At 71.9% G+C, this 13,692-nt stretch carries 13 protein-coding genes; 8 read left to right on the top strand and 5 right to left on the bottom strand.

Annotation, left to right across the window (positions count from 1 at the left end; genetic code table 11):
• Window positions 1–45: 45 nt before the first annotated feature.
• Together ACWGIH_RS05820 and ACWGIH_RS05815 are read right to left on the bottom strand one after the other, a co-directional pair.
• Window positions 46–558 (bottom strand): hypothetical protein, encoded by a 513-nt coding sequence (locus tag ACWGIH_RS05820; RefSeq protein WP_453510548.1) that lies wholly within the window; start codon window positions 556–558, stop codon window positions 46–48.
• Window positions 559–746: 188 nt separating this feature from the next.
• Complete coding sequence (locus ACWGIH_RS05815; protein WP_453451299.1) at window positions 747–1,730, bottom strand: fibronectin type III domain-containing protein; 984 nt, start codon at window positions 1,728–1,730, stop codon at window positions 747–749.
• Between the two features lie 209 nt (window positions 1,731–1,939).
• Here ACWGIH_RS05815 and ACWGIH_RS05810 point away from each other — a divergent pair, with 209 nt between their 5' ends.
• Window positions 1,940–2,677, top strand: coding sequence for a glycoside hydrolase family 75 protein (locus tag ACWGIH_RS05810; RefSeq protein ID WP_453451298.1), 738 nt, complete (start codon window positions 1,940–1,942; stop codon window positions 2,675–2,677).
• Between the two features lie 10 nt (window positions 2,678–2,687).
• On the opposite strand, the gene ACWGIH_RS05805 is transcribed toward ACWGIH_RS05810, so the two are convergent.
• The 3 genes from ACWGIH_RS05805 to dhaK all read right to left on the bottom strand — a co-directional run bounded on the left by ACWGIH_RS05805 (window position 2,688) and on the right by dhaK (window position 4,796).
• Window positions 2,688–3,098, bottom strand: a complete 411-nt coding sequence (locus ACWGIH_RS05805) for a PTS-dependent dihydroxyacetone kinase phosphotransferase subunit DhaM (RefSeq protein WP_453451297.1) — start codon at window positions 3,096–3,098, stop codon at window positions 2,688–2,690.
• Window positions 3,091–3,699, bottom strand: a complete 609-nt coding sequence (dhaL, locus tag ACWGIH_RS05800; RefSeq protein WP_453451296.1) for a dihydroxyacetone kinase subunit DhaL — start codon at window positions 3,697–3,699, stop codon at window positions 3,091–3,093. Before dhaL ends, ACWGIH_RS05805 begins: the two co-directional genes overlap by 8 nt.
• Window positions 3,700–3,803: 104 nt before the next feature.
• Window positions 3,804–4,796, bottom strand: a complete 993-nt coding sequence (gene dhaK / locus ACWGIH_RS05795) for a dihydroxyacetone kinase subunit DhaK (protein WP_453451295.1) — start codon at window positions 4,794–4,796, stop codon at window positions 3,804–3,806.
• A gap of 577 nt (window positions 4,797–5,373) precedes the next feature.
• On the opposite strand from dhaK, the gene ACWGIH_RS05790 reads away from it, so the two are divergent.
• The 7 genes from ACWGIH_RS05790 to ACWGIH_RS05760 are packed head-to-tail and all read left to right on the top strand — an operon-like array spanning window position 5,374 to window position 13,571.
• Window positions 5,374–6,717, top strand: coding sequence for a hydroxymethylcytosylglucuronate/cytosylglucuronate synthase (locus ACWGIH_RS05790; protein WP_453451294.1), 1,344 nt, complete (start codon window positions 5,374–5,376; stop codon window positions 6,715–6,717).
• Window positions 6,710–7,696, top strand: a complete 987-nt coding sequence (gene blsE, locus ACWGIH_RS05785) for a cytosylglucuronate decarboxylase (RefSeq protein ID WP_453451293.1) — start codon at window positions 6,710–6,712, stop codon at window positions 7,694–7,696. The genes ACWGIH_RS05790 and blsE overlap by 8 nt, the downstream gene beginning before the upstream one ends.
• Complete coding sequence (gene blsF, locus ACWGIH_RS05780) at window positions 7,684–8,631, top strand: CGA synthase-related protein (protein ID WP_453451292.1); 948 nt, start codon at window positions 7,684–7,686, stop codon at window positions 8,629–8,631. Before blsE ends, blsF begins: the two co-directional genes overlap by 13 nt.
• A gap of 32 nt (window positions 8,632–8,663) precedes the next feature.
• A complete protein-coding gene (gene blsG / locus ACWGIH_RS05775) occupies window positions 8,664–9,839 on the top strand; it encodes an arginine 2,3-aminomutase (protein WP_453451291.1) in 1,176 nt (391 codons plus the stop codon).
• Complete coding sequence (locus ACWGIH_RS05770; RefSeq protein WP_453451290.1) at window positions 9,836–11,014, top strand: DegT/DnrJ/EryC1/StrS family aminotransferase; 1,179 nt, start codon at window positions 9,836–9,838, stop codon at window positions 11,012–11,014. The genes blsG and ACWGIH_RS05770 overlap by 4 nt, the downstream gene beginning before the upstream one ends.
• Window positions 11,011–12,252, top strand: coding sequence for an ATP-grasp domain-containing protein (locus ACWGIH_RS05765; RefSeq protein ID WP_453451288.1), 1,242 nt, complete (start codon window positions 11,011–11,013; stop codon window positions 12,250–12,252). The genes ACWGIH_RS05770 and ACWGIH_RS05765 overlap by 4 nt, the downstream gene beginning before the upstream one ends.
• Before the next feature lie 47 nt (window positions 12,253–12,299).
• Window positions 12,300–13,571 (top strand): MFS transporter, encoded by a 1,272-nt coding sequence (locus ACWGIH_RS05760; protein ID WP_453451287.1) that lies wholly within the window; start codon window positions 12,300–12,302, stop codon window positions 13,569–13,571.
• Window positions 13,572–13,692 lie beyond the last annotated feature (121 nt).

Genomic DNA, 13,692 nt, shown 5'->3' with positions numbered 1-13,692 from the left:
GACCTGAGTCGGGACCGGCGGCAGCCGCTTCTTCGTGGCCCTGGATCAGAGCCGGTGCTGCGCACCGCGGCGACGCAGGTACCAGGCGCCGCCACCGCCCGCGGCCAGGACCACGAGGGCCCCGCCCGCGACGAGGGTGGTCGTGCCGTAGTCCTCGCTGCCGCCACCGAGACCGCCCCGGACGCCGCGCGCGGGCGACGTCGTGGACGCGGTGGTCGGCGACGCCCCGACGGTGACCGTCTGGGAACCGGCCGTCGTGCCGTCCTCGCAGATCACGGCCACCGTGTGCAGGCCGGTGCTGACGTTCTGCCAGGAGGCGCTGCCGCCCGTCAGTTCCATCTGCCTTCCTTGGGCGAAGCTCGCCTGACCGTTGCTCATCAGCGAGGCGTTGCCCCCGTCGGGGCACGCCGCGGTGGTCACCGTGACCGTCGATCCCCTGGCGGTGACCGTGATCCCTCCGGCGGCGGCGAACGCCGTCGGAGCGGTCAGTGCCAGCGGAAGCGCAGCCGCGGCGGCGATGGTCAGGCCGCAGCGGACGAATATCTGAGTAGTGCGCATGAGTCTGCCCTCCGGTGGCACGGGAGGCGGTACATCCCATGCGCCGCCGGAGGTAGGGGAGCGCCCGTGCTACCTGGCGACGAGCCAACGTGCCATCCGGCAAGGCCGCATGCGGACAGCCACCGGGCAGGTGACGGAATCCTTCGTACGGCCGACAGGCGACGGTCCGGTCGGCGCCTGACCCGGCGTCAAGGGCGCGGGCCCGTGGTGACCGTCCGTTCGGGGGAGTAGCCGCCCCACGTCCCGTCGGGGAGCTTGGCCCGGAGCTTCACGTGGTGGGTGTCGCCCGGCTTCCTGCCCACGTAGAAGCTGTGCCTTGCCTTGTCCCGTGGCGCCGTACCGCCGAACACCAGCGAGGTGGCGTTCTTCCCGTCGAGATGAATCTGGTACTCCGCCACCGCGCCTCCGGTGCGCGGCGGTGTCCACGCCAGGTCGATGTAGTACGCCCCGTCGGCGAGGCGGGTCTTCGCGCGGAAGTCCGTCGGTGCCGTGCCGCTCCCGTCGTCCCGGCCCGCCGCGGTGGTGAGGCGGACGGCGCGGCTCGCGGGGGACGCGTTGTCGGCCGCGTCCAGGGCCTTGACGGTGAAGCGGTAGGCCGTGCCCGGCCGCAGCCCCGTGACCAGCGTCCTGCGCTCGTTCCCGCCCACGCTGTGGATCTTCGACGAGCCCTGGTAGATCTCGTACGAGGCGACGCCCTTGTCGTCCTTCGCGGCGCCCCAGGACAGCGTCACCGCCCGGCTTCCCTCGACCGTGCCCCGAGGGGAACCGGGGCGGGAGGGCGGCTCGCGGTCGGCGGAGGCCGCGGCGGGGGTGGTGACCGTCAGCTTCTTGCTCGCCGGTCCGATGTTCCCCACGGCGTCCCGGGCGCGGACGGTGAAGGTGTAGGCGGTCGACGGCTTCAGGCCGACGACGTCCACCATGTGCTTGGCGCCGGGCACGCGCTCGACCCGGGTGGCGCCCCGGTAGACGTCGTAGCCGGTGACCTTCGTGTCGTCCGTCGCCTGGTTCCACATGACGTGGGCGGTGGTGGCGCTGCCCGCCTGGACCGTGACGCCGCGGGGCGCGGCCGGGGGCTGCACGTCCTTCGCGTCCTGGTCGCCGCCCCATGCGCAGGCGGTGAGGGCGCAGGCGGTGACGGCCAGGATGGCGGACAGGTGGGGGGTCCGTCGCACGGTCGTGCCTTCCGTTCGGGCGGCATTGGTCCGGACCTATTTGACACAGGTGTCGGGTGCACATCAAGGGGTCCGGCGTGCGCCGTCCGCACCTCGGCGGCGGCAGAGGTGTAGGACCCGGGACAGATTGGGATGTCTGGTCACGTGCTCCAGGGGGTCACCCCCTGCCTGACCGACTGTCAGTCCCTCCCCGTGGAAGGCCCTTTCTCGTGCGCACCAGAACCGCGGCGCTCGCCACCGCCGCCGTCGCCACCCTGCTCGCCCCCGCGTCCCTGCCCGCAGCGGCGCATCCTCAGGAGAGCGGGCCTATGAACAAGTCCACGCGGCACATCGGGAGTTCAGCAGTCCGGGCGACCCAGGAGGGAACCGTGTCGGCTGCCGCGCTCCTCGCCGAGGCGGCGACCTGCGAACAGGTCTCACGCGGCAAGTACCGTACGGACGACGGAGCCCGCCCGAGCATCCCCGTCTGCGGCAAGCGGGGCGCGGTGTTCTGGAAGGCCGACATGGACATCGACTGCGACGGCCGGCCGAGCAGGGCCTGCAACCGGCGCACGGATCCACTGTTCCTGAACACCACCGCGTTCCAGGAATCGAGCGGCCGCCAGCTGAGCTCTGAACACCTGCCCTACGTCGTCGTGCCGGGCCCGAGCAGTCGCTGGAACCACGCCGAGCGCGGCATCACGGGCGGCTCGGTGGCGGCGGTGATCCACCGCGGCCGGGTCCTGTACGCCGTCGTCGGCGACACGGGACCCACCGACCTCATCGGCGAGGCGTCCTACGCGACGGCGAAGTCGCTCGGCATCGACCCCGACCCCAGGACCGGCGGCACCGACGCGGGTGTCACCTACATCGTCTTCGACGGCCCCAAGGCGTCCCCCATCGAGAGCCACCGGGCCGCGGTCACCCGAGGTGACGCGCTGGCCCGGCAGTTCCTCCGCCGGAACTGACCGCCCGGCCTCACACCTTCCGGTAGGAGTACGCCTCCGCCGCCGCGGCCTCCACCGCCGCGAGGTCGGCGCCCGCCGAGGCGCTCACCACCGCTGCGACCGCACCCTCCACGAAGGGGGCGTCCACCAGCCGGGCGCCCTCCGGGAGCTCGTCACCCTCGGCGATCAGCGCCTTCACGGTGAGGACCGCGCTGCCCAGGTCGGTGAGGATCGCGACGCCCGCGCCGCCGTCCACCTTCGCGGCCGCCGCGGAGATGAGCTCCGCGCTCGTGCCGAGGCCGCCGTCCTCGGTGCCGCCCGCGGCGGCCACGGGCGCGGTCGACCCGCCGCCCGCGAGCCCCGTGGCAAGGGCGGCGACGGCTTCGGCGACGGGGCCGCTGTGGGAGACGAGGACGATGCCGACCAGCTTGTCGTCACGCACGGCCGGCCTCCTCGGTCTGCGCGAGCGCGTCGAAGAGAAGCGCCGACGAGGTCGCCCCGGGGTCCTGGTGCCCGATGCTGCGCTCGCCCAGATAGCTGGCCCGCCCCTTGCGTGCCTGCAGCGGTGTCGTGGCCAGGGCGCCCTCGTTCGCGGCGGTGCGCGCCGCCGCGAACGACTCCCCGAGCGCGTCGACCGCCGGGACGAGGGCGTCCAGCATGGTCTTGTCGCCGGGCGCCGCCCCACCGAGCGCGCTGACGGCGTCGACGCCGGTGCGCAGCGCGTCGGCGAACTCCTGCTCGCTGACCTCGGCGGCGTCACCGAGACTCTTGCCGGTGCGCCGGAGCAGCGTGCCGTAGAGCGGCCCGGAGGCGCCCCCCACGGTCGAGATCAGCTGCCGACCCGCCAGGGTGAGCACGGCCCCCGGTGTGGCCGGCGCCTCCTTCTCCAGGGTGGCCACCACGGCGGTGAACCCGCGCTGCAGATTGCTGCCGTGGTCGGCGTCGCCGATCGGCGAGTCCAGCTCGGTGAGCCGCTGCGCCTCCCGGTCGACGAGTGCGGCGGCCGAGGTCAGCCAGTGACGGAAGAATGCGGCATCGAGCACGGAAACTCCTTGCGCGGTAGAACAGTTGGGCAAAGCGATTCGAGCGGTATCAGCGGTACGAGTGGCGTGAGTGGTACCTGGTGAGGGCGGGAGACCGGTAGGGATCAGATGCCCCAGCGAAGTCCCGCCGTACGCACCGGGGCGTTCCAGAGCCGCAGCAGCTCCTCGTCGACCTGGCACAGCGTGACGGAGGCCCCGGCCATGTCCAGCGAGGTCACGTAGTTGCCGACCAGCGTGTGCGCCACGACGACCCCGCGCTCGGCGAGGACGCGCTGGACCTCGGCGTTGAACCCGTACAGCTCGAGAAGGGGGGTGGCCCCCATGCCGTTGACGAGCACGAGCACCGGATTACGGGGGTTCAGGTCGTCGAGCACCACGTTCACGGCGTACTCCGCGATTTCGCTCGACGTCATCATCGGGCGCCGCTCACGTCCGGGCTCGCCATGGATGCCAACGCCCAACTCCAGCTCCCCCGCAGGCAGATCGAAGGTCGGGCTGCCCTTGGCGGGCGTGGAGCAGGCGCTCAGGGCGACCCCGAAGCTCCGCGCGTTCTCGTTCACCTGCCGGGCGATCGACTCGACCCGCTCCAGCGGCATGCCCTCGTCGGCCGCGGCTCCCGCGATCTTCTCGACGTAGAGCGTCGCGCCGGTGCCGCGACGGCCCGCCGTGTACAGGCTGTCGGTGACGGCCACATCGTCGTTGACGAGCACCTTGGCGACCTGAATGCCTTCGTCCTCGGCGAGCTCCGCGGCCATGTCGAAGTTGAGGACGTCCCCCGTGTAGTTCTTCACGACGAACAGGACCCCCGCCCCGCTGTCCACGGCGGCCGCCGCCCGCACCATCTGATCCGGCACGGGCGAGGTGAACACCTCACCGGGGCACGCGGCGGAGAGCATCCCCGGCCCCACGAAACCGCCGTGCAGCGGCTCATGCCCGGAACCACCGCCGGAGACGAGGGCCACCTTCCCGTCGACGGGAGCGTCCCTGCGCACGATCACGCGGTTCTCCACGTCGATCGTCAGGTCGGGATGCGCGGCCGCCATGCCTCGCAGCGCGTCCGCTACGACTGTCTCCGCGACGTTGATCAGCATCTTCACGGGTACCTCCTGGTGACATCGGCAAGGCTGGGTGTCGCTGGGACCCGAGGTCCCGAGGTCAGTATCAAGGCAGTGGCGTAAAGATGCGCGAAGCTCGGACAAAGGTGCCCGTCAGCCGTGTGGCGGAGAGCCCCGGGGCGCGCATCGCGCGGCATGTGCCAGTGGCCTCTTTCGGCCGTTGTTCCGGGGTGCCCTCCTGGCCGTCCTCGGTGGCCAAAACGGCTTGTTGGAGCCGGTGTCGAGTGCCTCCACGGTCACGTGCGTACTCCGGGCGCCCTTGGGGTGCCGGTGCTTGGAGCGTGTCATTCGAGTGAGTCCGGGCGTGCCGCGTGCGCGTCTTATTGCAATCGGCTCGCAACTACTTGTTGATGGCCGGAAGGTGACAGGGGGGCCTTTGCGTCGCCTGGGGACAGGGGTGATCGTGTGGGAAGCGGAGGGGCTCCCTCTGCGCCTGGGCCCCCGTGGACAACCGCCGCGGCGCGGCCCGAATGCACCCGACATCCCGATGTGACATTCCCTCCCCGCACTCACCCGAAGGGGCCACACTCCGGCCCCAGCAAGGGAGTTGGTCAGAACGATGCATGGTGTACGCCCTCCGGACCCGCCGGACGTCCGGGAGAAACCCAGCCCCGCCCCCGGCGCACCCACCACGACCACCGGCGCCGAACCGGCCACCGTCGCCGTCGCGGGCGCCGAGTTCGGCTGGGGCAGCTCGGGCAAGCTGAGCGCCGTCCTCGCCGCGCTGCGCGAACGGTCCGCTCGTCCGCTGAGGTTCGTCGGCCTCGCCTCCGGCCTCGGACGGCCGCTGCTGGCCCGGCACGCGATCGACCGCTGGTACGACCTGCCGGTCGGAGGCCCCGCGGGGGAGAGCGCCGATGCCGTGGCGAAGGTCGTGGCGGCGGAGCGGATCGACGGCGCCGTCGTCGTGCTCGACGGGCCCGCGGCCATGGCCCTGGAGGCGGCGGGTGTACCGACCGTGTTCGTGGACAGCCTGCCGTTCCTGTGGACCGAGGGCGACCTCGCCGACCTTCCGCTGAAAGTCTCCGTCTACTGCGCGCAGCAGTGCGTCGAGTTGCCGCAGGAGTGTCTCGGCGTGCTGGCCTCCGTACGCGAACTGCGCTGGGTCGAGGCCGTGATCGGCGCTCCCCCCGACCCCCCGGCGCCCCGGCGGAGCCGCCCGCAACCCTTCCGGCGCGCCCTGGTGAACCTGGGCGGCCTGCGCGCCCCCGGCCTCGCCGACTGGACGCGCTATCCGGAGATCGTCGTGCCCGCGGTGCTCGAAGCCCTCGCGACGTACGGGGTCCGCGAGGCGCATGTGGCGGGCAATCTGCCCGCCGGTCTCGCCGAGCGGCTCCGCACGGCGAGCGGCGCGGACCTGCGGGTCACGGCGGGCCCGCTCTCCCACGGCGAGTTCCTCCACCGGCTCGCGGCGTGCGACCTGCTGCTCACCTCGCCGGGCCTGACCACCCTGCTGGAGGCCGGCAGTCTCTCGGTGCCCACGGTCTGCCTGCCCCCGCAGAACCTCAGCCAGATCTTCAACGGCCGCTTCCACAGCCGGGCCGTGCTCGCCGACGTCAGAGTCGTCTGGCCGTCGTCGGTCTTCGCCGAGAGCGAGGCCCTGGCCCATCGGTCGCAGGGCGAGGAGGCGGCACTCCGCGTCATCTACGGGGGGATCACCGCCGCTGCAGGGGCGCGTGAAGCCCCGGGCAGCGTGACCGCCGTGCGCGACGGCGTACTCGAGGCCCTGCGGCGCGCGTCGGAGGGCGCCGTGTGGGGAGGACTCGCCGCTCACGTCGGCATCGGGGGCGCCGCCCAGGTGGCCGACGCCCTGTTCGGCGTACTCGACAGGGAGCCGCTGTCCGGCCCCGCCGGTCCTTCGGCTCCGCGTACCGTCCAGGAAGGCATCGACGTACATGACTGAGCGTCAGCGCTACCTCTTCATCAGGATCCTGGAAGCCTGCAACGCGGACTGCTTCATGTGCGAGTTCGCGCTCTCCCGTGACACGTTCCGCTTCTCGCCGGAGGACTTCGCCGATCTGCTGCCCAAGGCCCGCGCGGCCGGGGTCGCGTATGTGCGGTTCACCGGCGGCGAACCGCTCATGCACCGGGACGTCGTCGAACTCGTGCGGGCGGGGACGGACGCCGGCATGAAGATGTCCATGATCACCAACGGCATGATGCTGCCGAAGAAGGCACCTCGCCTCGCCGAGGCGGGCCTCGCCCAGGTGATCGTCAGTCTCGACGGTGCGTCCGCCGCGACGCACGACGTCTACCGGCGTTCCCCCGGCATGTTCGACAACGGCCTGCAGGGACTGCGCGACGCCGCGGCCCTCGGCGTCCTGCCCCGGGTCAACACCGTGGTCGGGCCGCACAACTACACCGAGATGCCGCAGCTGCAGAAGGTCCTCACCGAGGCAGGCGTCAAGCAGTGGGAACTCTCCGCCCTCAAGCTGGAGCGCTCCATCACCTATCCCGACCCCGATCACGTGCGCGCGATCTGCGACCCGATCTACGACGCCGACCCCGCCTCCCTCCTCGTGCCCCTCGGCAAGCGCTTCTACGGGGACACCCGCGAGGAGCAGGAGCGCTACTTCGCGGAGTCACTGACCCCGCGCGCCTCCGAGCCGCTGTGCCATGTCGTGGACGACGTGATCTACATCGACGGCAAGTACGGGCGCATGTACGCCTGCAGCTGCCTCCCGCACCGGGAGGGCGAAGACCTGGGCGGTGCCCCGCTGCGCGAAGGCGGCGCCATCCACCTGGACACCCCGGTCTTCCGCAGCCACGCGGACTTCTTCCGCGAGCGGGGACCCGACATGTGCGGCGGCTGCTCCACCACGGCCGCCGGCTACAGCGACGACGTCGCACGGCTCGGGGCGGCGGCACCGTGGCAGTACTGAGCCCCGGCGGGCCCGCACCGCTGCCGTCAGGGCCCGCCCCGCGCCGGGTGCTGCTCGTGACACGGGACGAGGAACTCGACTCGCTGCTCGCCGGGCGCCGGATCGCCGCCCACCTGACGGACCTGGAGCCCACCGCGGGCGACGGCGGGCCCGGAGGCGACGGGCCGCCACCGGACGTGGCCCTGGTCTGCGACGACGATGCCGCCACCCGTCGTCTGCTCGCACTCGGCGTACCGGTGGTGCGGTTGCGTTCAGGACACCGGTACGCCGTGGACAGGGAAGACGGTCCGACCGAAGCCCTGCTCCGAGTGCACCGGCCGGGATGGCTCCCGGGGCCGTGGCCCGCGACTCCGGGTGGCGCGCGCGCCACCGGGGCGCTCGCCCCCGCGCGGACGGCTCGTGGGCGGCAGCGCCGCGGCACCCTGCTGCTGCTCTCGCTGTGGGGCGTGCCCGCCGGGGAGGCGGACGCGTTCACCTCCGGACCGCTGCGGCAGCTCGCCGCCGAGGCGGTGCGCCGCACCCAGCGGTGCGAGGTGGTCTGCGACACGCGCGTCGAGAGCGTGCGTGACACGCTCGGAGGGCTCGACGGCGTACGGGTCCGTCGCGCCGCCGACACCGATGTCGACGCCCTGCACGCCGACGCCGAACTGCTCCTGGCCGCCCCCACCCTGGGCGCGGTGGCGCTCGCGCAGGCCCGGCGTGCCCCGCTCGCCTTTTTGCCGCCGCTCGGCGACGGGCAGCGCGACCTGGCCGACCGGGTCGCCCTCGCGGTCCCCGTCCCCGTGGTCGCCGACCCGGGCGATCCCGCCCTCTGGGCACTCGGGGAGCCGGGCGCACCGGACCCGTGGTCCGCGCTCGACGGCGCCCGGGACGACCTGCGGGGCGCACAGCGCGTCGCCCGCACCCTGCGCCAGCTCTCCCTCGCACCCCTGTGACAGGTCACTCACCCGCCGAACCTGGAGACACCATGCCCCGCACTCCTGGAGCCACAGACGCGGACCGCCACCCCGTACCGGACCGGCCGGGAATCCCCGGGATCACCGAGACGGAGTGGAACGACTGGCGCTGGCACATGCGCAAGCGTGTCACCAACGTCGACAAGGCACGGCAGTGGATCAACCTCACCGCCGACGAGGAACAGGCCATCGACAAATCAGCGGGCAAGTACCGCTGGAGCGTCACTCCGTACTACGCGTCCCTGATGGACCCGGACGACCCCACCTGCCCGATCCGGCAGCAGGCCGTCCCCGCGCTCGGCGAACTCGCGGAGTTCAGCGGCGCCGAGGTCGACCCCGTGGGCGACATGTTCTACCGCAAGACCAACCGGGTGGTGCACAAGTACCCGGACCGCGTGATCATGCTGATCACCGAGGCCTGCCCGGTCTACTGCCGGCACTGCACGCGCAAGTTCCACACCACCGACGTCGACGGCAGCTACTTCCGCGACAACGAGGGCGAGTCCTTCGAGGAGGACCTGCGCTACATCGCCGAACACCCCGAGATCCGGGACGTGTTGCTCACCGGCGGCGACCCGCTCTCCTACCGCGACGGCAAGCTGGAGGAGATCATCTCCGGCCTGCGGGCCATCCCCAGCGTGGAGATCATCCGCATCGGCAGCCGGTTCCCCGTCCTGCTGCCCCAGCGCGTCACGGACGAGCTCTGCGAGATGCTCGCGCGCTACCACCCGGTCTGGCTGAACACCCACTTCAACCATCCGAAGGAGATCACCCCCGAGTCCGCCGCCGCGGTCGACCGGCTGCTGCGCCACGGCATCCCGGTGGGGAACCAGACCGTTCTCCTTCGCGGCGTCAACGACGACGTCGAGACCATGCGCACCCTGATGACCGAGCTCCTGCGCATCAGGGTCAGGCCGTACTACCTCTACCACTGCGACAACGTCACCGGCGTGTCCCACTTCATGACCTCCATCGAGAAGGGCTGGGAAATCATGGAGGGCCTGCAGGGGCACATCACCGGCTTCGGCGTACCGCAGTACGTACTGACGACGAAAATCGGCAAGATCCCCATCGCCCAGCCGTACTTCTCCCGCGTTCCCGAAGGCCTGCTGCTCCGCAACTACCGAGGCCAGGAGATGGTCGTCGACGCCTCGGTGCACCCCATCACGGAGGCTGACGCGACATGACCCTCGACAAACGGCTCGGGTTGCGTTTCCTTCCCTACGGCGCCAACTACCTCGACTGGCCCGACATGCACGAGCTGCGTGCCGCGATCGAGCACGGGGTCCTCTTCCGCTACCAGACGGAGACCGAGAGCGTCGCCTCGCGCCTCGAACGGCGGGTCGGGGAGCGGCTCGGCGCCGGCCATGTGCTCGCGGTGCACAACTGCACCGAGGCGCTGCGGCTCGCCCTGGTCTCCACCCGCCCGCGCGTCGGAGACGTCGTGCACATACCTGCGGTCACGTTCGTCGCCGTGGCGGGCGCCGTCCTCTCCAGCGGCCTCATCCCGGTCCTCGTGGACGTGGACGAGTCGCTCTCCATGGACACCTCGCTGATTCCCGGGGGCGCCCAACGGGCCGTCGTCGCCCACATGGAGGGCACGGTCGCGCCGCTGCTCGACGGCGTCCCGTACGTCATCGAGGACAGCGCCCAGGCGCTCGGCGCCACGTTCCCCGACGGGCGGCACACCGGAACCCGTGGCTACGCGGGCACCTTCAGCTTCCACCACAACAAGGTGCTGACCTCGGGCGAGGGCGGCCTGCTCGTCACCAACGACCCGGCGGCCTGGGAGACGATGCGCTGCTATCACGACCACGGCTCCGCGCGGGTGCCCGGCCGCTACCCCACCTGGAACGAGGACGCCTACTACGGCGAGAACCTGGTCACCAGCGAGGAGGTCGCGGCCATCCAGTACCAGCAGTTCCGCCACCTCGACGAGGTGCTCTCGGGCCTGGAGCGCCACCACGCCATCGCCATGGAGGAACTGCCCGACCGCACCGGACTCGACATCCTGCCCAGAGCGGCGGGCGACGTGAAGATCAGCCTCCGGTTCCGTTGCGAGAGCCGGGAGTTACGCGATGCCGCCGTGTCCGCACTCACCGGGCGGGGCATCGCCAACTGGACCCTCAACAAGTACATGCTGCCCGACCACCCCGTGGTGGCCGGACGGCGTTCGCTCTACGCCGACGGCTTCCCCTGGAACCTCGCCCCCGACAAGACGCTCGCCCTCAGCCGCGACGGATTCGCCCGCACCAGGGACCTCCTCGACCGCACCCTGTGCGTGCCGCTCTCACCGGAGCTCTCCGAGGCCGAGCAGATCCTCGCGGTCAAGGCGGTCCGCCAGGCGCTGGAGAGCGTGTGAACGCGCCGGTGCTCCTGATGGCGGACGACCGCGCCTCCACCTTCACCCGGTACGCCGTGGACGCCCTGCCCGGCCGCCTTGCCCTGCTGCGATTCGCCTCGGCACGCCGGGACCTCTCGGAGGCGTACGTACGGCAGACCGCGCACGTGCCCGCTTTCTGGGTGAACGAGCGGCTTCCACTGGCGGACGAGGCGGCCCGCTACCGTGCCTGGGCCGCGGAACTCCCCGCCCCGCCCACCCGGTTCTGCAACCCCTCCGAACCGCGCCAGGACATCGCCCAGCGGTTCGCCGCCCTGGCCGGCCTGCCGCACATGACGGAGCGCCAGGTGAGCTGGGTGCGTGACAAGGCGGCGATGAAGGACAAGTTCCGTGAGCTGGGCCTGCTCACCGCCCGCTACGCGCGCGTCTCCACGGCGGAGGAGATCGCGGAGTTCGCCGCGCGGTGCGGCTGGCCCGTCGTCCTGAAGCCCGTCGACTCCTTCGCCTGCGTCGACACCTTCCGGCTCACCGGCCCCGGCCGGCTGCCCGATGTGGCCCTGGAAGGCCGGTCCTGGCTCGTCGAGGAACATCTCGGCGGCACCGAGTGGGAGGTGTGCGCGCTCATCCACGCGGGCGAGGTGCTCGACGCGTGGCCGAGCGCGATGCCGTGCCGTCCGCTGGACATCGTCGACGGCGCGATGAACGCCAACATCAGTGTCGCCACCGACGAGGGCCCGCCGTTCGACCTGCGCGGCATGCTCCAGCGGATCGTCACCGGCATGGGGATCGACCACGGGTACGCGCACATGGAGTTCTTCGTCGTCGGTGACGAGGTGTACGCGGGGGAGATCGGGGTCCGGCTCGCGGGCTGCGAGATCACCGCCAATCACGGATACGCCTACGGCTTCGACGTGTTCGGCGCCACGCTCGACGTCCACCTCGGCCGCCGCCCCCTCCTCGACTACTCCGCACGCCGCTGCGCGGGCGACCTGCTGCTGCCGCTGCCGGGCTCGGGAACCGTGCACCGCATCACCGCCGAGGACGAACTGCTGCGCCTGCCCGGCGTGGTCAAGAGCGTCCTCAGATACCGCGAAGGGGACCTAGTGGAAGCACGCCGCGCCTCGCACAACGCATCCGGATACGTCCACGTGACCGGAGGGACGATCACCGAGGTGGAACGGCGCATGCGCGGCGTACTCGACGCCTTCACGATCGAAGTGAGCACCCAGGCGCCGGCGGCCAGGACGCTTCAGCGCTGAGCCGTCCCCTCACCGGTCCGCACAGGTCCACCCACGGAACAGGAACCATGGAATCGAAGCCGAACGGCCTTGCCCGCCGTCTCGCCGCCCTGCTCACCCGCCGTCAGATCGCGGGACCCGCCTGGTGGAGCGTGGTCTCCAGGCTGCCCGTCTACCTCATGTCCCTCGCCATGGTGCTCCTCGTGCGCGAACAGGGCGGCAGCTACGCCCAGGCCGGTCTGGTCTCGGCGCTCTACACCGTCGGCATGGCGCTGGGCAGCCCGCTCATCGCCCGCCGGGTCGACCGGCGGGGCCGCAGGACCGTCCTGCTGCTGACCGGCGTCAGCTACCCGGCGGCGCTCGCCGCGCTGGTGTGGGCGACCGAGCCGGGCGGCTGGACACAGCCGGTACTTGCGGTGCTCGCCGGTATCGCGCTTCCCCCGGCGAACGCCTGCATGCGCTCGCTGTGGGCCCGCCTGCCGCTGCGGGACGACGAGCGGGAGACCGCCTACCTGTGGGAGGCGCTGCTCACCGAAGTCCTGGTGATCGGGGCGCCGTTGATGCTCGCTGCCCTGATGCTGACGGGATCCGCCGGGGCCGCCCTGACCACCGTCTCGGTGATCGGCGGCGTCGGAGCGATCGGCCTCGCCTTCACCCGCGTACCCGCGGAAGCCGACGGGAAGACGACGACGCCGGGCAAGGACGCGGCGGACCGGACCGGCCGTGGCGGTCTCCTCGGCCCGCTGCGCTCCTCGCCGATGCTCGCGCTGACCGCCGTCATGGCACTCAGCGCGGTGCCCGTCGGGCTGATGACGCTGGCCATCCCCGCCTTCGTCGACGACCACGGTTCGCGGGGCAACACCGGCCTGGTGTACGCCTGCTGGGGCATCGGCAGCGCCCTGGGGGCCCTGTGGCTGGGGCGCTCCCAGTCCGAGGTGGCCGTGCACGTGCGCTTCCCGCGCCTGGTGCTCGCCTTCGCCGTCGGTACCGGGCTTCCGCTGCTCGCGACCTCCCAGCTCACCCTCGCGCTCGCGCTCGCGGTCGGCAGCGTGCCCATCGCGCTCGTCTCCGCCGGCGAGATGTCCTTGGTCAGCCTCCTTGCGGACAGCGGCTCACTCACCGAGGCGTTCACCTGGGCGTCCCTGGCCACGGTGGTGGGGGACGCACTCGGCCAGCAGGCGGGCGGGCTCCTGATGGAACCGGCGGGCCCGCGGGGCGTCTTCGCCGCGGCCTTCGGCACATCACTCGTCGCCGCCCTGGTCGCCTTCGCCTGCCGGGACCTGATGGGGCGCACGGCAGCGGTCCGCGTACCCACCGAAGCCGAGGCGGGGGAGCGGTGACCGGGCGGTCAGCGGCCCGGGCGCCTCCCGTGACCCGCTCCCGAGCCATCCGCCCCCCACGTCGCTCCCCGCCGGACCGGCGTCAGAAGACTCAGGTCAGCGTCAGAACACGAGGTAACAG

The organism is Streptomyces sp. NPDC054872, assembly GCF_053610705.1.
Note: the sequence above shows the minus strand (reverse complement) of the source record. Positions and strands in the feature narration are given on the sequence as shown.

Bases quoted from the DNA above. Each gene is read 5' to 3' on its own strand.
- blsG (WP_453451291.1), top strand. From the start codon at position 8,664: ATGCCCCGCACTCCTGGAGCCACAGACGCGGACCGCCACCCCGTACCG.
- ACWGIH_RS05760 (WP_453451287.1), top strand. From the start codon at position 12,300: ATGGAATCGAAGCCGAACGGCCTTGCCCGCCGTCTCGCCGCCCTGCTC.
- ACWGIH_RS05770 (WP_453451290.1), top strand. From the start codon at position 9,836: ATGACCCTCGACAAACGGCTCGGGTTGCGTTTCCTTCCCTACGGCGCC.
- blsE (WP_453451293.1), top strand. From the start codon at position 6,710: ATGACTGAGCGTCAGCGCTACCTCTTCATCAGGATCCTGGAAGCCTGC.
- ACWGIH_RS05790 (WP_453451294.1), top strand. From the start codon at position 5,374: ATGCATGGTGTACGCCCTCCGGACCCGCCGGACGTCCGGGAGAAACCC.
- ACWGIH_RS05820 (WP_453510548.1), bottom strand. From the start codon at position 558: ATGCGCACTACTCAGATATTCGTCCGCTGCGGCCTGACCATCGCCGCC.